The 25,505-nt window shown below is 42.7% G+C and carries 16 protein-coding genes; 8 read left to right on the top strand and 8 right to left on the bottom strand.

Annotation, left to right across the window (positions count from 1 at the left end; translation table 11 throughout):
• Positions 1-20: 20 nt before the first annotated feature.
• From HC965_RS20735 to HC965_RS20725, 3 genes are all read right to left on the bottom strand, one after another.
• Positions 21-1,598 (bottom strand): RagB/SusD family nutrient uptake outer membrane protein, encoded by a 1,578-nt coding sequence (locus HC965_RS20735; RefSeq protein WP_191033244.1) that lies wholly within the window; start codon positions 1,596-1,598, stop codon positions 21-23.
• A gap of 21 nt (positions 1,599-1,619) precedes the next feature.
• Positions 1,620-4,595: a TonB-dependent receptor gene (locus tag HC965_RS20730; protein ID WP_191033243.1), complete on the bottom strand. Its 2,976-nt coding sequence runs from the start codon at positions 4,593-4,595 to the stop codon at positions 1,620-1,622.
• Positions 4,596-4,805: 210 nt separating this feature from the next.
• A complete protein-coding gene (locus HC965_RS20725; protein ID WP_191033242.1) occupies positions 4,806-7,415 on the bottom strand; it encodes a cellulase family glycosylhydrolase in 2,610 nt (869 codons plus the stop codon).
• A gap of 1,183 nt (positions 7,416-8,598) precedes the next feature.
• On the opposite strand from HC965_RS20725, the gene HC965_RS20720 reads away from it, so the two are divergent.
• Complete coding sequence (locus HC965_RS20720) at positions 8,599-9,111, top strand: hypothetical protein (protein ID WP_191033241.1); 513 nt, start codon at positions 8,599-8,601, stop codon at positions 9,109-9,111.
• Positions 9,112-9,191: 80 nt separating this feature from the next.
• On the opposite strand, the gene HC965_RS20715 is transcribed toward HC965_RS20720, so the two are convergent.
• Positions 9,192-10,076, bottom strand: a complete 885-nt coding sequence (locus HC965_RS20715; RefSeq protein WP_191033240.1) for a PD-(D/E)XK nuclease family transposase — start codon at positions 10,074-10,076, stop codon at positions 9,192-9,194.
• Between the two features lie 93 nt (positions 10,077-10,169).
• Entirely contained in the window at positions 10,170-13,700 is a 3,531-nt protein-coding gene (locus HC965_RS20710; protein WP_191033239.1) for a two-component regulator propeller domain-containing protein, read from the bottom strand.
• 115 nt (positions 13,701-13,815) lie between these two features.
• On the opposite strand from HC965_RS20710, the gene HC965_RS20705 reads away from it, so the two are divergent.
• From HC965_RS20705 to HC965_RS20675, 7 genes are all read left to right on the top strand, one after another.
• On the top strand, positions 13,816-14,367 hold the full coding sequence (locus HC965_RS20705) for a DUF4738 domain-containing protein (protein WP_191033238.1): 552 nt from the start codon (positions 13,816-13,818) through the stop codon (positions 14,365-14,367).
• Positions 14,368-14,490: 123 nt separating this feature from the next.
• A complete protein-coding gene (locus HC965_RS20700) occupies positions 14,491-15,669 on the top strand; it encodes a heparin lyase I family protein (RefSeq protein ID WP_191033237.1) in 1,179 nt (392 codons plus the stop codon).
• Positions 15,670-15,918: 249 nt separating this feature from the next.
• Positions 15,919-17,484, top strand: a complete 1,566-nt coding sequence (locus HC965_RS20695) for an ATP-binding protein (RefSeq protein ID WP_191033236.1) — start codon at positions 15,919-15,921, stop codon at positions 17,482-17,484.
• A 24-nt stretch (positions 17,485-17,508) separates the two neighbouring features.
• Positions 17,509-18,072 (top strand): Crp/Fnr family transcriptional regulator, encoded by a 564-nt coding sequence (locus tag HC965_RS20690; protein ID WP_191033314.1) that lies wholly within the window; start codon positions 17,509-17,511, stop codon positions 18,070-18,072.
• A 97-nt stretch (positions 18,073-18,169) separates the two neighbouring features.
• On the top strand, positions 18,170-19,342 hold the full coding sequence (locus HC965_RS20685) for an acyltransferase (protein WP_191033235.1): 1,173 nt from the start codon (positions 18,170-18,172) through the stop codon (positions 19,340-19,342).
• 157 nt (positions 19,343-19,499) lie between these two features.
• Entirely contained in the window at positions 19,500-19,946 is a 447-nt protein-coding gene (locus HC965_RS20680; RefSeq protein ID WP_022139573.1) for a PepSY-like domain-containing protein, read from the top strand.
• A 41-nt stretch (positions 19,947-19,987) separates the two neighbouring features.
• Complete coding sequence (locus tag HC965_RS20675; RefSeq protein ID WP_167963702.1) at positions 19,988-20,491, top strand: PepSY-like domain-containing protein; 504 nt, start codon at positions 19,988-19,990, stop codon at positions 20,489-20,491.
• 84 nt (positions 20,492-20,575) lie between these two features.
• Here HC965_RS20675 and HC965_RS20670 read toward each other — a convergent pair whose 3' ends face one another.
• The 3 genes from HC965_RS20670 to HC965_RS20660 form a co-directional block, all read right to left on the bottom strand.
• Positions 20,576-21,784, bottom strand: a complete 1,209-nt coding sequence (locus tag HC965_RS20670; RefSeq protein ID WP_191033234.1) for an L-serine ammonia-lyase — start codon at positions 21,782-21,784, stop codon at positions 20,576-20,578.
• A gap of 19 nt (positions 21,785-21,803) precedes the next feature.
• On the bottom strand, positions 21,804-22,856 hold the full coding sequence (corA, locus tag HC965_RS20665) for a magnesium/cobalt transporter CorA (RefSeq protein WP_191033233.1): 1,053 nt from the start codon (positions 22,854-22,856) through the stop codon (positions 21,804-21,806).
• Between the two features lie 86 nt (positions 22,857-22,942).
• Complete coding sequence (locus HC965_RS20660; RefSeq protein WP_191033232.1) at positions 22,943-25,444, bottom strand: endonuclease MutS2; 2,502 nt, start codon at positions 25,442-25,444, stop codon at positions 22,943-22,945.
• Between the last annotated feature and the right edge of the window lie 61 nt (positions 25,445-25,505).

Below are 25,505 nucleotides of genomic sequence, written 5' to 3'. Positions count from 1 at the left end.
TCGTTTGTATTAGAGGATGATTAATAATTTTCATTGTATAAGTTCGGATTAGCTGTCAGTTCGGTAGCCGGTATCGGATAGATATTGTATTTGCTATTCACGGCTATACCACCTTTCTCGCCACCTTTCCATTGCCACAGATATTTGTCGGTGGTAAACATTCCGAAACGGATCAGGTCTGTACGACGATGTCCTTCCCAGTAAAGTTCGCGGGCACGTTCTTTCAGAATAAAGTCTTGTGTCAGGTCTGCATCCGCTTTATTGTGTGAGTTATCACCATAAGCACGTTGCTGAAGTTCGTTAATATATCCCAATACGGTTCCTCTGTCACTACCTGTTCCACCACGTACTACGGCTTCCGCCATCATCAAGTATACATCTGCCAGGCGGAACAACGGATAATCCGTGTTTACACCGCCATCCGCCGTATTTGACGCTGTTGCTCCGCCATCAGTCAGGTTTGTCCATTTCGTAACAAAATATCCGTTTGATTGATCGTCTATCACTTCTACATCTTGCGTCTGTCCGTCCGTGAAGAACATATAGCGTTTGTCATCATCACCGCTGAATAACTCTGGAATATTTCCACGTACACGGAACATTCCCCAACCGCTTTTTACACCATAATCTTCAGGAATCTGCTTGTCGGAAGTATTGCTGACGGCACCGCAGACAATGTAAGTCGAAGAACCCCATGACACGGTATGCGTAGCGTCCACCGGTAAGGTGAAAATGATTTCGTTGGCAGTACGTTTGTCATTATCCGCATTAAACAGTTTGCTGTAATCATCTTCCAGTGAATATCCTTGTGCGATAGCTTGTTGACAGGCACTGATACATTCTGTATATTTAGGAGTATTGATATATACCTCCGCATTCAAATAAAGTTTGGCAAGCAATGTATAAGCAGCTCCCTGTGAAGCGCGTCCATACGGACAGTCGGTTCTACTAAGCATATCACTTGGTATAGCATTTAGTTCAGATTCAATATAGCTGAAAATCTGTGCTGCCGTATATCGTGGAGGCAGATAGCCGACAGTGGGATCATTCTCTGTAACGAACGGGATGTTGCGGAACAAATCCATTGCATGATAATAGAACAAGGCACGCATGAAGCGGGCTTCGGCACGATAGTGACGAATTTCCATTTGATCCTGTTCATTAAATTCGGCTAACTTTTCATCGGTAGCGTTCCGAAGAAACTCATTGCACAATGCTATGTTATAATAAATACGATAGTACATATCCGATACCCAAGGGTCGTTGGCGTCCCAACTCAAATAGGTTAAACCGCTTACATTATCCCCCGACAACCAGGTAGAAGCTACCTCATCCGTTCCGCATTCCTGCAGATTGAAGAAGCAACGCATATAATCCTGGCCGCTGTTACTGCTTAAATCCGGAGCACCGCCTTTTTCCTGACCGGTAGTCACCATTGCGGCATATATCTTTCCTAAAACGGCTTTATAGTTTGCGGCACTCGTATAAATCGTAGAAGATGTTTCGTCTTCATGCGGATATTGGTCTAAGTCGCCTATGCAGGAGCCCAGCAGCAATGTGCTGCAAAAATAGAAGGCTGTATATAATATCTTTTTCATGATTCTCTTGTTTTTAAGTAATTAGAAGTTGAAACCTACATTGAGTGAGAATGTACGGGGACGTGGGTAGAAGGAATTGTCTACGCCATTGGGAACCTCGGGATCTACACCGCTATACTTGGTGATGCAGAATACATTCTGAACCATAGCACTAACGTTCAGGCTGCATCCTTTACAGATCCGACCGAAGTTATAGTTCAATGACAAGTTGTCCATTTTGAGGAAAGAAGCATTCTCTACGTAGTAGTCAGACAAGTATTGACGAGTCTGGAATCCGGTTTTCAAATAACTGGCAGACATATTGTTCAACTGATAAGAGTTGTAGCTCACCGTTTCCCACGCTCCTGAATTCATAGCCATGGCGTTGTAAACATAGTTGCCGATATTGGCACGCAGGCTTGTACTGAGTGTCCATTTCTTCCAACGCAGTGAAGTGCTGAAACCAAGAATATAATCCGGGGCGGGAGAGTGGTGGCGATATAAGTCGTTCGAGTTAATTTCTCCGTCTCCATCCACATCGAGATAAGCGCCTTCTACGGGTTTGCCTGTTTTCTCATCATATAGCTGATGATAAACATAAAACATATAAGGAGCATAGCCTTCACTCAACGTCTGTACCTGATAACTATCAATATACGGGCCTACAGAAGTATTTGTAGCAACGGTTCCGGCAGATAAAGCCAGATTCTTCACTTTCATCTTCTGCCATGTCATGTTGAAGCTGACATCCCAGTTCCAGTCCTTAGTCTGTATAGGCGTAGCGTTCAGGCTGAACTCAATACCCCGGCTGTCTACATTTCCTACATTAGTCGTAATATTACGGTCGAATGTAGTACCTGCTGCGGCGGGAACGGTTGCTATCAAGTCCTTTGTTTGGCGGGTATAGTAGTCGAAGCTACCGGTAATCCGGTCTTTCAGGAAACCGAAGTCAAATCCGACGTTCCAGGAAGTCGTTGTTTCCCATTTCAAGTCGGGAACGTAAGAACTCGGACGATACGTATGGATATATTCATTGCCCATACTGGCTTCCGCACCATTTTGGCTACCGGTATAGATAGGCAGGTAATTATAGTTGCCGATACCATCCTGTTGTCCGGTCACACCGTAACTTGCGCGGATTTTTAAATTGCTCAATACCTTGTTGTTTTTCAAGAAAGACTCCTCTGTCACTCTCCATCCCAAAGCCACTGAAGGGAAAGTACCCCAGCGCACATTCTTGGCAAAACGTGAGGTGGCATCCCGGCGAATGGTTGTTGTCAACATATAGCGTGAGTCGAACGAATAATTCAGACGTCCGTAATAGGAGAGTAACACATGGCGTTCGTCAGTAGCTTTTGAAGTCTTCTGTATTTCTCCCAACGTATTCATCTCGCTATAAAGCGGAGTTGTAGATTTCCAATATTGATAATCATAACCGGCTGTTACATCGAAACTACTTTTGATAGATTCAACCAACTTGTTATAATTGGCATACAAAGTCAACAGGCGGTTTTCTTTTTTCTGCGGACCGTAACTGTAATCCAAGCCGGAAGTAGTATAATTCTGTGCAGCTTCTGCCGGAACATATACACTTCCTTTACCTTGCGCATAGTCATAACCCAATGTTGCGTGCAGTTTCAGATCGGGGAAGAAGTGTACCCGGTAATCTGCATCAATATTACCAATAAAACGTCTCACGTTACTCTGTGAATCGTTCATTTTGATAAGACCGACCGGATTCATGACAGCACCGTTGGCAGGAGCACCCGTATTATCTATTGCTTCCGTGTATCCGCCGAAAGTATCCAGCCCTGAATAAACAGGTATAGTCGGATTCATGGTAGAAGCTGCCCAAATGGCATCTGTATTGCCAAACGTATTATTATTGATAGAACCTTTGGCATTGATGCTCAATTTCAAATGGTCTTTGAAGAAAGAAGGAGTCAGCATGATACTTCCCGTATAACGTTCCGCGTTATCGGTACGTAACAGACCGCTTTGATTATAATATCCCACTGATACACGGAACGGCCAGTTCTTGGCAATCTTTCCGGAAACACTCAGGTTATTGTCCGTACCGAAAGCATTCTGATAAATCTCATCATTCCAGTCTGTGCGGACATTTCCTAACAAAGCCTGTTGTGCTGCACTTCCCTGTGATTGGATAGTGTTGACAAACTGATTGTAACTCAACATATCCGCCAGTTTGGTGCGTGTCTGTATAGAGTTCGTAGTACTGAATGTGATTTGCAACTTATCCGAACTTCCTTTCTTGGTCGTGATAAGAATAACACCATTGGATGCACGCGAACCGTAGATAGCAGTCGAAGAAGCATCCTTCAGAATCGTCATGCTTTCAATATCGTTCGGGTTGATGAGGCTTAGGAAATTGCCGTCATTGCCGCTGATACCACCCTGTTCCAAAGGAACTCCGTCCAGTACGATCAAGGGATCGTTGCTGGCATTCAGTGATGCGCCACCACGGACACGGATCGTACTTCCTGCGGTAGGAGAACCACTGTTGGACATGATTTGTACACCGGAGATTTTACCGTTAATCAGTTGCTCGGGTGAACTGACAAGTCCCATATTAAAGTCCTTGCTGCTGACATTCGTAACCGAACCTGTCAAGTCACTTTTGCGCTGCGTTCCGTATCCGATGACAACAACGTCACTCAATACTTGTGAATCACTTTTCAACTGAACATTCAGCGTGGTGCCGCTTGAAGGAACAGGCACAATCTTTGTCTCGTATCCCACGTAAGAGAATTGCAATTCTTTGCTTCCCTGTGGTACATTCAATGTATAGTTACCGTCAAAATCGGTCACCGTTCCGGTGGAAGTACCTACAATAAGGATACTAACCCCGATCATCGGTTCTTTATTCTCATCAATCACCTGTCCGGTGATTTTTCTGCCTGCCTGTTGGGCGAAGGCAGGAATCGTGCCTCCTAAAAAGGCTGTACATAACATAAGTAGTACAGTCAGATGGCGTAGATTTAAGATGTTACTGTTCATAATTACTGTGTTATTGATATTGATTTATTGTTATTTTTTACTTCTTTGTCTTTAAAAGCACTTTTTCCCTTATTTGATTTCCATGCCCCCTCGCAGATATCCTGGGGATGGTTTCAGTTCGGCACCGAGGAAGGCATCGTTCCTCACCGAGAAACAGGGTGTTCCTCACCGAGGAACGATGCCTTCGACACCGAGAAACGGATGACTCTCTTATTCCAACCAGATTTCCCCAATTTCTATCGTTGTTTTTGTCTTATCTTTTCCTGATACCGATAACTCCAGCTTTTCAATTTTTTCCGGTTGGAAAGGAATTTCCGTTTCCGGATGAAAATACTGTTTTAAAAATGTCGGATAGGCTATCGGAAGCAATGCTGTATCCGTCTGACGTAAGTCTTTGAATGGGATTCGTATGATGCCTTCCGGTGACGGAGCGGTACAAATGCCTTTGTATGTATATCCGTCTGAAGTAATGAATCCGGCACTGAAATTCTCGGAGAGCATCTTGTGGCTGTTCACACGAATACAGAGAGTGGTACAGCTTTTCAATTTATCTTTTCTTCCTTCTATTTCCTCTTTAACGGATTTCCGTAGAATATGCTGTGGTTTTTCTCCTTTGGAGGTAAATGTAAATCGGAGCAATGGTTTCTCTATCGGAGAAAAATCGAGCAAGGTACGTTGCAACTCATTCCATTCGGGAAGTGTATATGCTTCTACTCCGCTATGCGTATCTGTCACAGCCAATAACTGTATCGCACTACCTGGGGCGACAACACGGGTTGTCCAGTATGAATCGGAAGTATAATTCCAATCCAATGGATTTCCTTTTGTTCCCGATGATGGATTTCCGCAACTGGAAATTCCAGCGGGATAAGTACGGGTGCTGTCGCCCCGGCAGACGATGATGTTATACCTGAAACAACCTTCCTTTATTTCTGCGGCAGGAATAGTAGCCTGATATGTATAGCCGCTTGTACGTTTCATTTTTATATACGGATTATGTTCATTCCAAAAGGAAATCTTATCCGTATAGATGATGACAGAATCCGGGAAAACATTTCCTGCCACCTGTGCGCTGATAGTCAGCGCCTTATCAGCTTCAGTGACTGCTTCCGGCGTATGAACTACTTTAAAATCCGTTATACGTGGGGCAGGAGCGGCATATTCACCGATACGTATGAAATTCCATTGCGAATCCGCCTTCCAGTTCCGCGTCGGCGTACAGTTCTTCCGTTTCAACAGGTAAACACCCGGACGAAGAGAGCGAATCTTTCCATCTGCCACTTCTTCCGTCCGCAGATTCCCTTGATTGATAGCGGTAAACGCAAACTCTTTACCCAGATCGGGAATCTGTATACTCATATCCCAAGCTCCATAAGCAATGGTAACCACTTCTTTATCCAGTGACGGTTTGGCAAACGGGTCGCTGACTACCACAGCGTCCGGCATCACTTCCAATCTCCACACTCCTGGCTCCAGGCAATCAACAAAATATGCACCGGTTCCCTCATAACTAACGACGGGAGAACTGCCGCAACCGGCAATGGATACGAGTTGTGAAGCATCTTTAGGCCGGGTATGGGTATTGTTTGAATAATAGTATTTCTTTCCATTATTCAGCTCGCTCAAATCTTCCGTATAGCTGACACGAAATCCATCTCCAAACAAAGTATCCTGCGGATAACTACCATAAGATTCTCCTCTTTTCAAACTATATGCCGCTTCGGCAGCAATTTTCATACTGATAGCCTTATGAGGCGTATAAGCAAGATTCAGAAAATGAGTCTGATATTCCGTATTGGTAGACGCAATATCCATCGGGTCATAGGCAAACTGCGTAATCCATTGAAAACCTGCTGTGCGGAAAGTGCGTGCCATCGCCGGATACATATAGGAATACATAATGTCCGCCGGGTCGAACTCATAAATCATGCGTGCTTTTTTATTGAATCCTTTCACTTTATCGGCAAAAGAAATATCGTAGCTGTCAATAGACGGAAGAAAATTGCCTTGTTGGGTCTGCCCGGATACCAGTCCGATGGGATACCATTGATAGGTAGTTCCCTGAATGGCAGTCTCATAATAAACGTCTACTACATATTCGTTGTGACTCACATTATAGAATACAGGTTTGCGGTTTCCTGTCTTATGGATTGCTTTCAGCATCCGGTTGATATATGCCTTAACCTCTTCTTTCGTACCGGAGTGGCAAGGTTCGTTATTGATTTCGAATCCCACAATAGATGGATCATCTTTGTAAGCCAGTCCGGTGTAAGGATTGACGTGTTTCACCAGGTCGTGAAGATACGTTTCCTGTGCGGCGATAGCTTCCGGGTTGGAGTGCATATCGCATTTATCATATTTATAGGAGAAGCCACCGGTGGGTATATTCCTTTCCGGGTAACCATTCCCAAAGTTAGTCTGTGCAGTGACAACAATATGGATATTCCGTTCCTTGAGTTTGGCAATCAGATAATCCATCAGGTCAAGATGCTCGTTTTCAAGGAGATTCCCTTCCCCGTCCGTCAGTTCGACGTCCCATAAATGAATACGATAAGCGTTCAGCCCCAAACGGGCGATATGATATACATCATTATCTATGGCAGCTTTGCGATCCAGTCCCAAATAACCCAAGGCACGGTAAGCATGGGCAAAAGGTAGCGTGTAGTTCACTCCGAAGAAAGAAGCCTCCTGCCGGGTATCACTCCAACGCATCACTCCGTTTCCATCTATATATATAATAGGTGTAGAAGTTGATTTCGCCTGTGCATTGACAAAGGAGAATAATAAACTAATGAAAGTAAGGATTAACAATCTTTTCATGCTATCAAATTTATCGGTTTATTGATAGCGACAAAGGTAAATTATTAGCCAGTCCAGTGAAAGCACAGATTGGACATATAAGGATAAAAATAGGACGAAAAGCCCTTTTTATCGGGAATTGAGCTATAAAATAGGCTAATATGTACTTTTACAGGTTACCTCTTTCACCCATGTAGAGCCTTGACTTTAGTTGACCGGAAGAATGTAGGTTTATGAATTGTGCCAATCGGTAGTTGAAAACAAACTATCATTCATTCTTGTACGGAAATGAATAATAGTTTGTTTTTTACCTATTGATTCGCATAAGTAACACGAACTTTTGAATCATAGGTTCCACCAATTTCACCTTATGGTTGAAACACCGATGAATAAGGTGAAAGCGGGTGAAACCGAGTGAATAAATAAGGTGAAATCCTCCGTAATCGCTTTCACCTATTGAATTTATTTATACCGGTTGTTGGACATATAGCCCCATCGTGTTGTACATATAGATTCAGCATGATGGATATATAGCTCCAATATACAGGGTATATAGCTCCAATGATTCAAGTATTAATACTTGATAACCAAACTATTAGCACCTGATGTCCAAGCTGTTAATACCTGATGTTCATGCTATTAACACCTGACAGCGGATTTGCTATTAGCATATTTCGATTAGCTATAATCATATCCGGATTAGCTATAACCATATTCGTTTTAGCTCAAGGGATATTTTAAGAAAACAAGGTGAAAGCGAATATAGTAGTTTTCACCTGAATTTAGCCATTGCTTTCACCCGCTTTCACCTTATCCATCGGTGTTTCAACTATAAGGTGAAACCGGTGGAACTTATGATTCATTACGGTACCTTTTTACTCTCATTCAACTACTGATTCGCATGAATTATGATTAAGAATGTCAAGTTTAAACTTATATGCAGATAGTCATTTTCTCTCCTTTTTCGTTGCGATTGTTCAAAAAAAGATAGTATCTTTGCAGAACCTGACTTATATATCATACAAACAATGAACCTGCTTCAACAACAGTAGCGGGCATTCTTATGCCTGCTACTGTTTGTGATATGCGGTTCTGTCCCCCGTGGAGAGCATTAATGTGCCTCCGGCTTAGACTGTTTGTATGAGTGTCAGGTAACGGGTCAGGCGGAACCGCTTTTTTTTTCGCCTATACAATACCTTTTATTATGGATACTGATAACACAGTGTACTCTGATGCCAATCCGGTAGCTACTATCATTGGCGAATCTGCAAAATCAAGTTCTAATGAATCAATGATTCTTGAATCAAAGTCTCCCGAAACAAAGGCCCCCGAAACAATTCAAGCGGAAGAAATGGAAGCCTTGCGGATTTATTTCGAACGTTATGCAAAAGAAATGCTTACTTCTTTCCGGCAGAATATGCATCCGGGAGATGATTTGCCCCATTATCTGCTTCGCCGGTTGGAAGAATCGAAAACATTATTAGCTAGTCTGGAACTTCCGTGGGAACGTTACATTCCGGTGCTTCACCGGGCTTTTTCCCTTTATTTTATTCATGTTCAAGATGTAGGTACCCGTCAAAAGGCATTGGGCTTGACTTCGGAGTTAATGTCGGTAGTGGTGTCTTTATCACAATCTCATCGGCTAATCAATCATTTATGCGCCTATTACCATAACCAAACTGTAATGTTGAGGAAGTGGATAGATGAGAATGAATAGGGAGCAGATAGCAAAACTCACTTTTATCTTATAGAATGTAGGATAAAAGTGAGTTTGTATGCTTTATACGGAAGTGGAATCTAAAGTTTTTCTATTTCTTCGGGAGACAATCCGGTAGCTTCAGTAATCATTTCAACGGAAAGTCCCATTTTCTTCAAATTACAGGCTATTGCTGACTGTTTTCTTTTCTCGCCTTCTATCAATCCTTCCTGTCTTCCTTCTATTAACCCTTCCAGTTTAGCTGTATCCAATACATCGTTTTGTATCATCATGGCACTTAAGTGCTCATCGTATGCACGACGTTCTTCGGGCGTCATGTTATAATAGATTAGCTTTTTACGCGCTTCTTCCAATCCTGGCGCTTTGGTGTCGGGACGTATGCAACCGGTTTTCAGATATTCTATCCACTCTTCCAGCGGAGTAACTGCTACCTTGTTAAATTCATTCACTCGGATAAGGAAATATTCAGGGTAGATTTCAGACGGAAGCCTGGGGACGATGGCATCCTTCTCTTTGCTGCTGACCTTCAGGTAATCTCCAGTATGGACACCTACAAATGAATTTTGCCCATGATACAGATAGTCACTGCCGCTACCGATGTCGAAATAGAGAATACTGATGGAATAGATTTTTTTCACTTCATAATATCGTTCTCCCAAAGACATATGTTCGGTGATTGCTTTAGCCACCCCGTATAAAATGCGTTCGAGATAATCCAACTCGCGGGTATTCTGTACTTCAATAATGATGATTTCCCCCTTGCTGTTTTTAGCTTTAATATCCACCCGGTTAAACTTGTCATTAGCTGTCAGTTGGTTGCCTTCACTTTCAAGTAACTCGACGATTTTAACTTCCTCACCCAGCAAAACGGTGAGGAATCCTTCGAGTACGCCAAAATTAGCTTTTTGGCGTAGCAGGCGCTTGATTGCCCAATCAAACCTTATATAACGGTCGGTAGTTTCCATATTTCTGGTCATTCATTATTATACAAACAAAGGTACGGTTATTCTGCTAATAAACAAGGAAATAATAGGGAAATAATATGTACAGGCACTTCGCTAATCTCCTTCAACGGCAGGCTGCATATATTGTTTCGGTGTCTTTCCGAACTCTGACTGGAAACATTTGGAGAAATAAGAGTGATTGGAAAAACCTACCATATACATCACTTCGGCAACGGTAAATTTCTTTTGTTGCAGCAGCATCGCTGCCTTTTTCATCCGGATGGATTTGATATATTCTACCGGCGACATTCCGGTCAGTTGTTTAACCTTCCGGTAAATCTGTTTGTTGCTGAAGCCGGACAACTCGCATAGGGCATTTACGTTCAAGTCTGCATCGGAGAGATGGTCTTCAATCAGGCGGATAATATTCGACAGGAATTTCTCATCCTGTGATTCTGCCTCGATAGGTTTGAGTACAGGCAATGATTCCAGCGATTTCTTCGTTTGGCTAGCCGGAATTTCCTCCTCTTCGATGGCAGTGACAGGGATGCTTAATCCTACACTTGTGCCTTGGTTCTCTTCGGAAGTGACTCCGTTGATGTGTCCTCCATGCAGTTCCGTATACGTTTTCACTAGATAAAGCCCGATACCCGTACCTTCCTTATGCCCCGAACGGGGAGATTGATAGAAACGCTGGAAGATATAGGGAATATCCTGCTGCGGGATTCCGGTTCCGGTATCCGATACGCAAATATCCAGTTGCCCGGTTTCCTGCGAATAGAAAAGAGAAAGCCGCACACTTCCGCCATCCGGGGTAAACTTTACGGCATTTGAGAGTAGATTATACAGTATCACACCCAATTTGATAGCATCCATATCCGCGTAAATTTTGGCTTTGTTCGCTTCAAAATGGAAAGTGAGCCGGGGATTTTCTTCATAAACGGAGAACAGGCTGCGGCTGAAAGATACCAACTCGATGCGCGACAGAATTAGCAACGAATCCGCATTGTCCTCTATCCGGTTGAAGTTAAGCACTTGATGAATCAATGAATTTATCTTCATGGCATTGCGCTGTACCTCTTCCAGTGTCTGCTTTTCGTGTACAGCTTCCGTGGCAGGCAACAGTTGGCTGACAGGAGCGATAATCCGGCTGAGAGGTGTCTTCAACTCATTGGACAGATTGGTAAAGAACGCCATTTTCTGACGTGACTGTTCCAAAATCTTCTCTTTTTCCAGGCGTTCCATTTTCAACCGGTTTTTAACCCGGAAAAAGTTGATAGTCCACGCAACGAGGCTCATAAGCAAAAGGCAATAGAGCATTTTCGCCCAAAACGTATAATACCAGGGTGGCAGAATCTTTATGTCCAATATATAAGGATGCTCAGAGGGGAATCCGCTCTTTTCTACTTTACTGATAAATAGCTGATAATCTCCATAACTCAAGTTGCTATAAGTGATGCGGTTTGTATTGGATTTCAGAAAGTTCCATTCCTTATCCATGCCTTCCAACCGATAAACGAACTTATTCTTTTCCTCGAGAGAATAGGGGAGATCTGACAATTCGAAAGCCAGATTATTTTGGTCGTACTTTAGTTCGATGGCATTTGTATAGCGAATATTGGGAATATCTGTAGTACGCGGATTCATCAACTGATTGTTGATGTACAGAGCCGTCAGAAGAATAGGACGCTCAGTATGGTTTATGCTCTGTATCTCCGGATGGGAGATGGCAAAACCGTCGGCACCACCCAAATAAACATTTCCGTCCACTGAATCGAACAGTAAACTGGTAAAACGCTTGTCCGTCATATTTTGCTGGCGCGCATCCATTGTTTTCCGGTCGATAATCCAAAGTCCGTTGGTGGTGGAAATCCAAATATGATCTTTTACCGATGTCATGGACAGAATTTCATTATTATTGAAACTTCCGAAAGAGAAACCTTGATGACTGGAATCTTTAGGATTAATGCGCATCACTCCCCCGTGAAACCCTACCCAAATCATTCCGTCTGCATCACATAGCAGATAATTCGGACTCATTTCTCCACTTAACTCGTCGGCAAAGAGCTTGGTGACTTGCTGTGTGCGCGGGTTGATTTTATCCAATCCTTTACTGTTGTACAGCAATACCCATACATTCCCTTCCTTATCAGGCATAATCTGATTGATAAACATACCCGAAAGTCCGTTGTGAATGGAGTAATTTTGTTCGGCTACATATTGTTCGCCGTTAGATTGCATCAATTTATGCTTGTCTACTACAAAGATTCCGCCTAAACAAGTGGCAATCCATAGATGTCCGGAATTGTCTTCGAAGATGTAATAAGCCCAGTTTGTATTGTAAGTCCCCGTGCTGTCGATAATATTATAGTGTATAAACTGCTGTGTTGCATAGTCATAGCGGTTGATACTGCCATCCGTAGCTATCCATAATTGCTGTTCTTTATCTTCGTAAATATGACGGATGCGATTATGGGACAAAGGATGTGTTTTATCTCCCATCCTGTACCAGGCGGCTTCGTGTTTGGTTCCGGCAGGATGAACAAAACGGAGCAGCCCGTTCGTACCGCCAAACCAATAAAATCCTTTTGAATCCCGGAACAATGAGTAGAATTGATTCCCGTCTCCCGTGCCCGTAATTTGAGAGATAGGAACGAATTGCAGGGCACTGTTATAGCGTGACAAGGAAATTCCATAGTCGGTTCCCAGCCAAATATTATGTTCCTGATCGGAAAAGATATTCCAGACAATATTGTTTGTCAATGACTGGATATTACGCGAATCATGGATGATATGCTGCAAAGGCTCCTTGTCATTCTGATATACATAAAGCCCGTTATCTGTACCTGCTAATAAATTTCCGTCACCGTCCAATGCCAGTGATTTGATAGAATTATTATGGAAAACTTCTATCGCATTCATTTTTCCCGTTGCAGGGGTGTATTGGAACAGATAACCTTCCATGCCAATCCAAATACACTGCCGGGTGGTATCTTCCAGTAAGGAGTTGACAAACAAATTACTTATTCCTCGGGTGACAGGCAGGAAAATACTTTCAAATTTCCCGCTTTCCGGTTGGTAACGGCATAAACCATTATAAGTACCTACATAAATCTGATTCTCTTTCGTATGGATGATGGAATAGATTGTATTATGGGACAAACCACTATGCTTGCTATCAAAACAGGTCAGTTTGCGGTCTTTTAGTTGATAAGTATAGAGTCCGTTTAATGAACCTATCCATAACGTATCCCCTTGAAGTGCCATCGTGCGGACGTCGGTGGGAAAATCCGTCTCCGGTTGTTCGTATTTGTCCGTACGGTAGTTGTAAACAAGTATTCCGTTATCTGTTCCCAGATACAGATGGGTATTATCTGCGATAATACCGCAGTAAATGCGTGTGTTGTTACGCTCGCCGTACGTGAAATGCTGTTGGGTGGAATAACCGTCGTAACTGAATAATCCTTTGTTTGAACCGATCCATATCAGCCCCTCGCTATCTTGCAGAAAACAACTGATAACTGAAGCCTCGGCGCCAAGATATATATTATCGAATTGCTGATAATTCACTTTTTGCCCATATACACCACTAGGGATGCAGCATATGTAAATGAGTAAAAGAATTGCTCTAATTCGTCGGTACATGGTATCAGGTTTGCAAGATTTATTCCGCAAATGTAGGAAAAAATGTCGGTTACACTTGTAAATATCCCGCTCTTTTTGTTCCTTTGTTACCTATTTATAAACAGAAAACTTACGTATGAGAAAACTAATTTATTTGCTTTTGTTGCCATTGGCAGTGGCTGTGACTGCATGTGGCGGTAAAAAAGGAACTTCAAATAATGAATCGACGCTGGCAACAATGGATAGTGTGGATGCCCGCGGCTTACAACGCATGCAGACTTCTAAAAGCGAAACGGACTTTAAGTTTAAAGGAAAAGACTATCATTCCATGGTATCACGTACTCCGGACGAAAGCCTGCCTCATGTCACCAATGAAATGGGAGATACCTATATCGATAATAAAATAGTGTTGCGACTGACCCGCGGCAATGAAAAGGTGTTTGATAAGACATTCACCAAGAATGATTTTTCATCTGTAGTAGATGCCAAATTCCTGTCTAATTCCGTTTTGGAAGGAATCGTATATGATAAGACTACTCCGCAGGGAATAGTGTATGCCGCAAGCGTGTGTTATCCGCAGACGGATCTCTATATGCCGCTTTCTATCACCATCACCGCCGATGGAAAGATGAGCATCCAAAAAGTCGATGTGCTTGAAGAAGAATATGACGACGAACCGTCCAATTAAGCCTGTGAGCGGGTGTTGACAGTAGAATTACACAAATGTGAAAACATTTGAGACAAAAGAAAGGCAGCCGAAGAGGTTGCCTTTCGTATTTTTGCACCGTCAACAAACTTAATACCGAATAGAATGAAGAAAAACATTTTAGCTATCTGTGTGGTAGCGGCAGGATGCACGGCAATGACCGCCCAGACTAAAAATACACAAACACTGGTTTCGCTTACCGAACGTGTAAACGTACAGGGAGATACGGCACGTGTCAATCAGATAATAGACGGTTGCTGGGTAGCAGTCGGTTCTAAGAAGCCGCATGCCATTCAATGCGACTTCACCCGTATGTTTAACGGAAAACCTTCTTATCGTTTTGAACTGAAGGAAGATGATAACACGCTGTCGGGATACGCCAAAGGGGAAACAAAAGGGCGTGCTGAATTCTCTTATTGCTATGCAACTTCCGACGATTTCAAAGGGGAGCCTGTGGATACCTACAAGAAGGCACAGATTATGAAAACCGTATATCATCATGGAAAAGGAGCTTGTCCACAGGGTGCTTCCCGCGACTATGAGTTTTCGGTATATATCCCTTCTACATTGGGTAGTGATGTTTCGACAATTTTCGCCCAATGGCATGGAATGCCGGACCGTACCCTGGTTCAGACTCCGCAGGGTGAAGTGAAGACACTGACAGTTGACGAATTCATAGAACTGGAAAAAACTACTATCTTCAAGAAAAACGCCGGACACGAGAAAAAAGCCAAACTGGATAAGCAAGGCAATCCGGTGAAAGACAAACAGGGCAATCCTGTATATACAGCCGGCAAAGCCAACGGATGGCTGGTTGAACAGGGCGGATACCCGCCACTGGCATTCGGATTCTCCGGCGGATGGTTCTATATCAAAGCTAACTCCGACCGTAAATGGCTGACAGACAAAGACGACCGTTGCAACGCAAATCCAGAAAAGACACCGATCATGAAACCTGTGACATCTGAATATAAAGTATCTACCATTGCTTATAAAATGCCTTATGCCGATTTTCCGAAAGATTGCTGGATTACATTCTGCATCCATATCGACTGGACGGTCTACGGAAAAGAAGCCGAAACAATCGTGAAGCCGGGTATGCTCGATGTACAGATGGACTACCAGGACAAAGGAAAAAAGGTTAGTAAACATATTGTTGACAATGAAAAAATCCTGATTGGACGTAACGACAAAGATGGCTACTATTTCAAATTCGGTATTTACCGTGTGGGTAATAGCACTAAGCCGGTATGTTACAATCTGGCAAATTATTCAGAGAGGTAAATTAGTCAAAAGGTAGAGAGAATGTGATATCCGGATGTCCTTCAGTGGGCATCCGGATATTTTTTAATTCACTTTGTTGCTTGTTTACCAATGTGACAATCTACCAGAATGTCAAGGATAAGAGCAGCATCACGTGGTGTGTTATCAGACATGTGACGCATGTCTGTGAAGATGGTTGATATATTAGTTTTAGGGGTATATCGGTAGAATTCGATATTTTTTTGTAGCTTTGTAACAAAGAATACTGATATGGAAGATTTGCAAAGATTATATCCCATCGGGATACAGACATTCTCAAATATACGAGAGGGAAATTATCTTTATATTGATAAAACGGAGTATGTGTACCGTATGACACATTCCTCTGCTAAATATATGTTCTTGAGTCGTCCGCGCCGTTTCGGTAAGTCACTGCTTACTTCTACATTACACAGCTATTTTTCCGGTCGTAAAGAGCTTTTCCGTGGATTAGCTATGGAGAAGTTAGAAAAAGAGTGGGTGGAATATCCTGTACTTCACTTTGATATGAGTACCGCTAAGCATGCGGATAAGGAACAACTGTTGCAAGAATTAAATCTGAAACTTTCTAATTATGAGCTTGTTTATGGAAAGGCTGAGGAGGAAGTTAATCCTAATCAACGTTTGATGGGGTTGATCAAACGTGCTTATGAGCAGACAGGAAAGAAAGTAGTTGTTCTTATTGATGAATATGATGCTCCTTTGCTTGATGTGATGCATGAACGGGAGAATCTTGGTGTATTGCGCAACATCATGCGTAATTTTTATAGCCCTTTAAAGGCTTGCGATCCTTATCTTCGTTATGTATTTCTGACCGGTATAACTAAATTCTCTCAACTCAGCATCTTCAGCGAATTAAATAATATTGAGAATATTAGTATGGATGAGCCATATGCTGCTTTGTGTGGAATCAGTGAGGAGGAAATACGTTCTCAGATGAAAGAAGATGTGGATGGATTGGCGAAGAAGTTGGAGATTACGCCTGAAGAGGTGTTGTTGAAGCTGAAAGAAAATTATGATGGTTATCATTTTACTTATCCATCGCCCGATATGTACAATCCCTTTAGTTTGCTTACGGCAATGGAAAAGGGAAAGATTGGTTCTTATTGGTTTGGAAGCGGCACGCCTACATATCTGATAAAGATGCTGGATAAGTTTAACGTGGAACCTTCCGAAATAGGATGCAAGCAAGCAAAAGCTTCCGCTTTTGATGCTCCTACCGAAACGATGACTACCATTACTCCATTACTATATCAGAGTGGTTATATTACCATTAAAGACTATGATAAGGAATTAGATATCTATACACTTGATATTCCTAATAAAGAAGTGCGATTAGGATTGATGGAGAGCCTTCTACCTCATTATGTTGCTAATAATGCAGAGGAAGCCAATACTATGGTAGCTTATCTTTCACGTGATATCCGTAATGGCGATATGGATGCTGCGATGCGTCGTTTGCAGACATTCCTGTCCACTATTCCCCAGTGTGACAATACGAAATATGAAGGCCATTATCAGCAGATGTTTTATATCATATTCAGTTTGTTGAACTTTTATGTAGACGTGGAAGTTCGTACTCCTCGCGGTCGGGTGGATATGGTACTTCGCACAAAGACTACTCTATATGTGATGGAATTGAAACTTGATAAGACAGCGAACGAGGCGATGGAACAGATTGATTTGAAGAATTATCCGGAACGTTTTGCTTTATGCGGGCTACCCATAGTAAAGGTGGCTGTCAATTTTGATAGCGAACGTTGTACGATAGGGGAATGGCGGATAGAAAGAGAATAATATATGGATTCCTCTCTAAGTTCAATGAAAAACATCATTAATAAAATCAGGCAAATTTATCCGGTTTCCGACGAAGCGCTTCAAGCATTGCAGGAGAATATGCAGGTGAGGTATTACCCCAAGAATACATATATAGTGCAATCGGGAGTTACCGATCGTTTGGTCTATTTTATAGAAGAAGGCGTTGCCCGTTCCGTGTTCCATCATAACGGGGAGGACACTACTACCTGGTTCAGTCAGGAGGGTGATGTTACTTTCGGTATGGATTCGTTGTACTACAAACAGCCGTCAATAGAGAGTATTGAAACCTTGTCGGATTGCAAAGTCTATGTTATCCATATTGATAAACTGAATGCCCTTTATGAAACATATATTGATATAGCCAACTGGGGAAGAATCTTGCATCAAGATGTAAACAAGGAACTGAGCCATATGTTTGTGGAAAGACTTCAGCTTTCGCCTACGGAGCGATACGAACAGTTTAACCGTCGTTATCCCGGACTGATAAATAGGGTGAAGTTGAAGTATGTGGCCGCTTTTCTTGGTATTTCCATTTATACACTAAGCCGGGTGCGCGCTAAAAAATAGATATTCTCCGGTCTTTTTTGCTTTTGAGCAAAAGAACTTCGTTTGGCAAGCTGTATCTTTGCCATCTGAAAATATTAATTAAATAATAAAAAAACAGATGTCGAACATTTCTTCCTCAGCTTTTGCAGACACTAAAGCACATTATGATCTTCTTGACGGACTTCGCGGCGTGGCAGCTCTCATGGTTATATGGTATCATATATTTGAAGGCTACGCTTTTGCAGAAGTCAGAAATTCCGCTGGTAGTGGTATGATTGAGACTTTCAATCACGGATATTTGGCCGTAGATTTTTTCTTTATCCTTTCGGGTTTTGTTATCGGTTATGCTTATGATGACCGTTGGGGTAAGAGCCTTACAATGAAGAATTTCTTTAAACGTCGTTTGATACGTCTTCATCCTATGGTAATCATGGGTGCTGTTCTGGGTGCTGTTACATTCTATCTTCAGGGGTGTGTGCAATGGGATGGAACACATGTTGCCATATCAATGGTGATGTTGTCACTTCTCTGTACGATATTCTTTATTCCTGCGATGCCGGGTGTAGGCTATGAAGTTCGCGGTAATGGTGAAATGTTCCCTTTGAACGGACCTTGCTGGTCGTTGTTCTTTGAATATATAGGTAATATCCTTTATGCCTTGTTTATTCGTCGTCTATCGAATAAGGCACTGACTGTACTTGTAGTATTGTTGGGAATTGCTCTGGCGTTATTCGCAGTCTTTGATGTCTCCACTTATGGAAATATTGGAGTGGGTTGGACATTGGACAGCGTAAATTTCTTAGGTGGATCATTGAGAATGCTTTTTCCTTTCTCTATGGGTATGCTTTTGTCTCGCAACTTCAAACCTGTTAAAATAAGAGGTGCATTTTGGATATGCACAATTATATTGCTCGCTTTGTTTTCAGTACCTTATCTGGGAGGTACGGAGAAGTTTTGTACAAACGGTGCTTATGAAGCATTTTGTGTGATCGTAGCTTTCCCCATTCTTGTTTGGCTGGGAGCATCGGGAACCACTACAGATAAGAAGTCAACCGTGATATGCAAGTTCCTGGGCGATATATCTTATCCGGTTTATGTGATACATTATCCAATTATGTATTTATTCTATGCGTGGTTGATTAAAAATCAGCTCTATACTTTGGGAGAAACATGGGAAGTTGCTTTATTCGTTTACGTATTGAGTGTTGTATTGGCTTATCTGTGCTTGAAACTGTATGATGAACCCATACGAAAATATCTTGCTAAACGCTTCTTAAAGAAAAAACAATAATTTATAGTCCGGCTTTTGACAAGGCAAAGTAAAAGGAACGGTTAAAGAATATAAAAAATGAGCAAACTCATAGTATTCCTAAATCTTTCCAGAATCTGTATCGTTATTTGCAGTATAAAAACTAAGTATAGTATTAACGCTAAAAAGAATAACGATTATGAAGAAAATTCTATCTTTACTTGTGTTGGCCATTGTAGCCGTACAGTTCTCATTCGCAACTGATGTGATTACGAAAGACATGAATCAATTGCCGCTTCCTGCACGCAATTTTATCAATCGTCATTTCACGAAGCCTGAAGTTGCTCAGATTAAGATTGATAAAGATTTGATGGAGTCTACCAAATACGAAGTGTTGTTGGTGGACGGTACGGAGATTGATTTTGATAGCAAAGGAAACTGGGAAGAAGTAAGTGCTAAGAAAGGACAATCTGTTCCCGCAAGTATAATTCCGGGATTTGCTGTTGATTATCTGAAAGCGCATAATTTTGTAAGTGAAGGCGTAACGAAAGTCGAACGTGACCGTAAAGGATATGAAGTAGAATTGTCTACGGGAGTTTCTTTCAAATTTGATAAAAAAGGAAAGTTTCTGAAAGCTGACGATTGATTGAATAATAGTAATAGATAAACCTAAACAAGAAGAAAGCTATGTGGAAATTTAAGTTTGGCGCGTGGGCGGTAGTGCTGATGATGACCGCCCTTTCGTTTAGCGCATGTAGTGACGATGATGATGATCCTGCCTTAGTGCCACCCAGTAATATTACTGAGGCTTTGAAGCAACTGTATCCGGCTGCACAGAATATAGAATGGGAAATGAAAGGGGACTATTATGTAGCGGACTGCTGGGTGACTGGTGATGAACTGGATGTTTGGTTTGACGCCAATGCGAATTGGGTGATGACCGAGAATGAACTGGATAGCATTGACCAATTGGTACCCGCTGTTTATACGGCTTTCCAAAATTCGGATTATAGTGCGTGGGTAGTGACCGATGTCTATGTTTTGACGTATCCGCAGAATCCGACGGAATCTGTGATCCAGGTGAAGCTGGGTAGTCAACGATATTCGCTTTATTTCTCACAAGAAGGCGGATTACTGCATAAAAAAGATATCAGTAACGGAGATGATACCAATTGGCCACCTACTGAATAGTCTTTCGATGAGGAACAAAGTGGTTTGAATAATAAATAATAACGGGTTATTTCGTTCAAAGAAATAACCCGTTATTATTTATAACTACATCTGTTGGTAATCCTTGGCCAATCCGCCTTCACTCGTTTCTTTGTAGAGTGACGGTAGGTCGTGCCCAGTCTGTTTCATTACTTGTACTACTTTATCAAATGAAACACGGTGCATGCCATCTGTAAAGGATGAATAAATATTGGCATCCAATGCACGGGCGGCAGCATACGCATTACGTTCGATACAGGGAATTTGTACCAAGCCGCAAACAGGATCGCAAGTCATACCCAAATGGTGTTCAAGTCCCATCTCGGCAGCATATTCGATTTGTGCCGGACTACCACCGAATAACTGATTGGCAGCAGCCGAAGCCATGGCACAGGCAACGCCTACTTCTCCCTGGCAGCCTACTTCCGCACCGGAGATGGACGCATTGAATTTGACAATGTTTCCGATTAATCCGGCAGTAGCCAATGCGCGTAAAATACGCATATCGCTGAACTCGCGACTTTTTTGTAGATGATAAAGCACCGCAGGCATTACACCGCAAGAGCCACAGGTAGGAGCAGTCACAATCTTTCCGCCGGAAGCATTCTCTTCACTTACTGCCAGGGCATAAGAAAAGACAAGTCCTCTGGATTGGAGGGATTGCTTATAGCCGGTGGCACGTATATAATAGGTGGAAGCTTTACGTCTCAGGTTTAGCGGTCCGGGCAATACCCCTTCCGCTTCCAGTCCACGATGGATTGCATCTTTCATGGTAGTCCATACCTCTGCCAGATAATCCCATATATCTTCATTCTCACATTCCTTCACATATTCCCAATAACTTTTCCCGGTATGCTCGCACCATTGCAGTATTTCGGTCATATTGTTCATGCCGTACACTTCTGGGCTTTCGATAGTCGGATTATCATTGTTTTCTGCTAACGCACCGCCACCTATGCTGTAGACAGTCCAATTCTCGGTTATCTTATTATTAGCATCAAGGGCGGCAAATGTCATCCCATTCGGATGGAAAGGCAGGAATACTTTGGGTTGCCATACGATTTCTATCGGAGCAGTAGGCTGTAGAGTATCTATGATAGCTACATCCGTCATGTGCCCTTTGCCCGTAGCGGCTAAACTGCCATAAAGAGTAACTTTGAAAGAAGCGGCATCCGGATGGCGTTCCAGAAACATTTCAGCAGCTTTACGTGGTCCCATTGTGTGGCTACTGGAAGGACCTGTGCCTATCCTATATAGCTCTTTGATTGATTTCATGACTGAAGGTGTGTTTTTATTAATACCAATTTTTCTTTTTGAAGAACAAATATACGATAATACCGATAATCCCCATCACAAACCAGGCAAATAAATAACCATAACGCCAATCTAGTTCGGGCATCCATTTATAGTTCATTCCCCATACTCCGGCTAAAAAGGTCAGAGGGATGAAAATGGTAGACACGATGGTCAGCCGTTTCATGATGTTGTTCATTCGTAAGTCATTGTTGGAGATATAAAGATCTACCAATGAAGAAAGCGTTTCCCGGCAGATTTCAATGGTTTGCAAGACGAACTGCAAGTGGTCGTTCACATCATTGAAGAAAGCGCGGTTCACCTTATGAATGAGCAGGTTTTCTGCACGTAACAGTTTTATATATTGCTCTTTCAATGGAAGAATAGATTTCTTCATTAGCATATATTGGCGTCGGAGTGCCTGAATCTGGATACCTATGTCGTTTCCTTCGGTGATAGTGAGCAGTTCCTCTTCCAGGTCTTCGAGCGCATCGTCGATAGCGGAGATGGTTGAGATATAATTTGCCATTACACTATTCAGTAATACACTAAGCAGGTAATCCGTCTGGCGGCTACGTATTTTCAGGACATCGTTGCGCAGGGCAGAATTGACATCATCGAAGAAGTCGGTTTCCTTTTCGAGGAAGGTAAGCACATAATTGCTTCCGAGAATAATACATACCTGTTGCTGGAGCAGTTCGTCCAGTTCGTCTTCCTCTTTATGCGTATTGGGGTAGAATAATTTCAGAATCAGGACAATATACTTGTCATGTTCTTCGATTTTTGTCGGGTGGTCAGAATTCAGAATATCCTGTAAAACAAGGAAGTCTATTTCAAAATGACTGCAAATTTCACGGATGGTTTCCGTATCTTTCAATCCGTGCACTTGCAACCAGTTGATTCGTGCATTATCCAATGTATCTTTGACGGATTGGAATGTATCGCCGGAGTTTTCCTGCATCTCGGTAGTGTTGTACGTACAAAGATGGATGTGGGTAGGAGTCAGGCTGTCTCCGGTGTAAATAAGCTTTTCGCTTAACAGATTATTTTTCATGCTTTATTCTCGTTTTAGAAAACCACCGTAGCAAAGGTAGTGGTTTTCTAAATGAGAACAAGTTCTTTAGACGTTTTGTTTACAGATTAGTCAAAATCGACTACCGTGATTCCGGCACCACCGAACTGTACATGTTCGTCGGCATAATGACTGACTCCCGGCACGGTGGACAGATATTGGCGGATAAGGGTACGAAGTATTCCGGTTCCTGTGCCGTGAAGGATACGTACACGGTCCATACCTACTAATATAGCGTCATCAACAAAATAAGTGACAGCTTGCAGCGCTTCGTCTCCACGCATTCCCCGGACATCGATGTCTTGTTTGAAACTAAGTTTCTTCTCATACATCTGGTCATGCGTCTGACTGCTGACAAAGGTGCTTTTGGCAATTCCTTCCGTTTTTTGAACAGCATTGCTGCGTTCGAGACGGTCTAATTTTACGGTTGTCTTAATGCTTCCGAAAGCGACAGTCGCGTTTTTACCATTGATTTCCATCACCTGCCCGATGCTGGTCTGTCCCTTGATTTTTACATTCTCGCCGACTGCAATAGGTGTTACTTTGGGAGTGCTTGAAGGAGAGGAAGCTGCGGCTTTCGGCTCGTTTTTCTTGTTCTTCTTCCGTTCCTGCTTCTCTTTTAGTTTCTCCATCTTTAGTACCATCTTCTCTTCCTGCTCTTTGGAAGCCAATGCATCCAGAGAAGTGCGGAAGTCAGTCAGCTCCTGACGTGCCAGGCGCGTCTTTTCCTTTTCGGCCTGTGCTTCCTTGATGGTACGAATTGTATTTTCAATGCGGGCATTCGATTCTTGCAACATTCGTTCTGCTTCTTCTTTTGCCTGCTTGATAATCTCTTTCCGTGATTTCTGCAATTCTTCTATTTCCGTCTGATAGCGGGTGATAGTCTCTTCCATATGCTTTTCCCGTTGGCGGATGGTTTGGCGTTTGCCTTCCCAATAGCGTTTGTCGCGCACAATGTCCTGAAGATATTTGTCAGCGTTGATATATTCACTTCCCACAATTTCCGAAGCATCGGCAATGACATCTTCCGGCAGTCCGATTTTTCGGGCAATTTCTACGGCGAATGAACTTCCCGGATTTCCGATTTGCAGTTGGAAAAGCGCTTGCATCAGATGGCGGTCATAAAGCATAGCTCCATTCACTACTCCTTCATGATCTTCGGCAAAATGCTTCAGATTTTGATAGTGAGTGGTGATGACTCCGAATGTCCGCTTCTGATTGAAACGTTTCAATACGGCTTCGGCGATGGCGCCACCAATCTGTGGTTCCGTACCTCCACCAAATTCATCAATCAGGATGAGGCTGCGCTCGTTGCAGTTCTTCATCATAATCTTCATATTGGTCAGGTGAGAAGAGTAAGTACTCAGGTCGTCTTCGATGGACTGTTCATCACCGATATCAATAAAGATGCTGCTGAATATACCTGCATGACTGCGTTCGTGCAGAGGAATCAACATACCGCATTGCAACATATATTGTAGTAACCCGACTGTTTTCAGACAGACAGATTTACCGCCGGCATTCGGGCCGGATATAATAAGAATGCGCTGTTTCTGATTAAGTTCCATATCCAGCGGTACGACTTTCTTGCCATGTTTGGCTAATGAAAGTTGCAATAGCGGATGTACAGCCATCGTCCAATCTAGTAGTTGTTCATTTTCTACAGAAGGTTTCAGACTATTCGTTTGTATCGCAAAATAACTTTTCGCGCGGATAAAGTCAACCTCTGCCAGGAATTCATACGACTGAAGAATTTCTGGGATAGACGGGCGGAGTATATTTGAAAACTCAGTGAGGATACGAATAATCTCGCGTCGTTCGTCTCCTTCGAGTTCGCGGATACGGTTATTGGCTTCTACAACTTCGGCGGGTTCTATAAATACAGTCTTTCCACTTGCGGATTCATCGTGTACGATTCCTTTGATTTTCCGCTTCAGTCCCGGTGCGACGGGGATTACCAGGCGACCGTCACGCATAGTGGGAGCCACGTCTTTATCTACATAACCTTCAGACTGTGCACTGCGCAGGATACTGTTCAAAGACCGTGAAATACTTCCCATTGTGCTGGCAAGCTCACGGCGTATGCGGGCTAACTCAGTAGAAGCGTTATCCTTGATTTTTCCATATTTATTAAGGATACCGTCTATCTTCCCAATTAGTTGCGGGAATACAGCAATATCTCCCGCCAGTCTTTTCAGACTAGGGTAGGGGGCATCGTTTTCTTCTTCATCTTCACTCCGATGTAGAAAACGTACAATGTCACGAATGGTTTCTAATGAACGCCGCAGGTCAAACAACTCCTGCTCATCCAGATACATGCCTTCTATCCGCACACGTTTCAGCGACGGGCGGACATCAAAGAAAAACTGGTCGGGAAATCCGTCCTCTTCCTGAATGATGCGAACAAACTCAGTTACCTGGTTTAATTGCTCTTCTACTTCTTCATATTGTTCGGAAAAGGTCATATCCATCACCCGCTCTTCACCTAAAGTGCTGAGACATTTATCTTTCAGTAGCTGCCTGATCTGGTCGAATCCTATCTTTTGCTCAAAATTTTGAGGGTATATCATATCTTTGTTCTTACTAATGGTCTGCAAAAATACGATTTATTCGCGAAAAAAATATCAGATT

The sequence above is a fragment of the Bacteroides sp. GM023 genome, assembly GCF_014750685.1.
Taxonomy (GTDB): Bacteria; Bacteroidota; Bacteroidia; order Bacteroidales; family Bacteroidaceae; genus Bacteroides.
The sequence above is the reverse complement of the archived record's forward strand: the minus strand, read 5'-3'. Positions and strand labels throughout refer to the sequence as shown.

Excerpts from the sequence above, each read along its gene's own strand:
- HC965_RS20735 (WP_191033244.1), bottom strand. The coding sequence starts at position 1,598 with ATGAAAAAGATATTATATACAGCCTTCTATTTTTGCAGCACATTGCTG.
- HC965_RS20730 (WP_191033243.1), bottom strand. The coding sequence starts at position 4,595 with ATGAACAGTAACATCTTAAATCTACGCCATCTGACTGTACTACTTATG.
- HC965_RS20725 (WP_191033242.1), bottom strand. The coding sequence starts at position 7,415 with ATGAAAAGATTGTTAATCCTTACTTTCATTAGTTTATTATTCTCCTTT.
- HC965_RS20720 (WP_191033241.1), top strand. The coding sequence starts at position 8,599 with ATGGATACTGATAACACAGTGTACTCTGATGCCAATCCGGTAGCTACT.
- HC965_RS20715 (WP_191033240.1), bottom strand. The coding sequence starts at position 10,076 with ATGGAAACTACCGACCGTTATATAAGGTTTGATTGGGCAATCAAGCGC.
- HC965_RS20710 (WP_191033239.1), bottom strand. The coding sequence starts at position 13,700 with ATGTACCGACGAATTAGAGCAATTCTTTTACTCATTTACATATGCTGC.
- HC965_RS20705 (WP_191033238.1), top strand. The coding sequence starts at position 13,816 with ATGAGAAAACTAATTTATTTGCTTTTGTTGCCATTGGCAGTGGCTGTG.
- HC965_RS20700 (WP_191033237.1), top strand. The coding sequence starts at position 14,491 with ATGAAGAAAAACATTTTAGCTATCTGTGTGGTAGCGGCAGGATGCACG.
- HC965_RS20695 (WP_191033236.1), top strand. The coding sequence starts at position 15,919 with ATGGAAGATTTGCAAAGATTATATCCCATCGGGATACAGACATTCTCA.
- HC965_RS20690 (WP_191033314.1), top strand. The coding sequence starts at position 17,509 with ATGAAAAACATCATTAATAAAATCAGGCAAATTTATCCGGTTTCCGAC.
- HC965_RS20685 (WP_191033235.1), top strand. The coding sequence starts at position 18,170 with ATGTCGAACATTTCTTCCTCAGCTTTTGCAGACACTAAAGCACATTAT.
- HC965_RS20680 (WP_022139573.1), top strand. The coding sequence starts at position 19,500 with ATGAAGAAAATTCTATCTTTACTTGTGTTGGCCATTGTAGCCGTACAG.
- HC965_RS20675 (WP_167963702.1), top strand. The coding sequence starts at position 19,988 with ATGTGGAAATTTAAGTTTGGCGCGTGGGCGGTAGTGCTGATGATGACC.
- HC965_RS20670 (WP_191033234.1), bottom strand. The coding sequence starts at position 21,784 with ATGAAATCAATCAAAGAGCTATATAGGATAGGCACAGGTCCTTCCAGT.
- corA (WP_191033233.1), bottom strand. The coding sequence starts at position 22,856 with ATGAAAAATAATCTGTTAAGCGAAAAGCTTATTTACACCGGAGACAGC.
- HC965_RS20660 (WP_191033232.1), bottom strand. The coding sequence starts at position 25,444 with ATGATATACCCTCAAAATTTTGAGCAAAAGATAGGATTCGACCAGATC.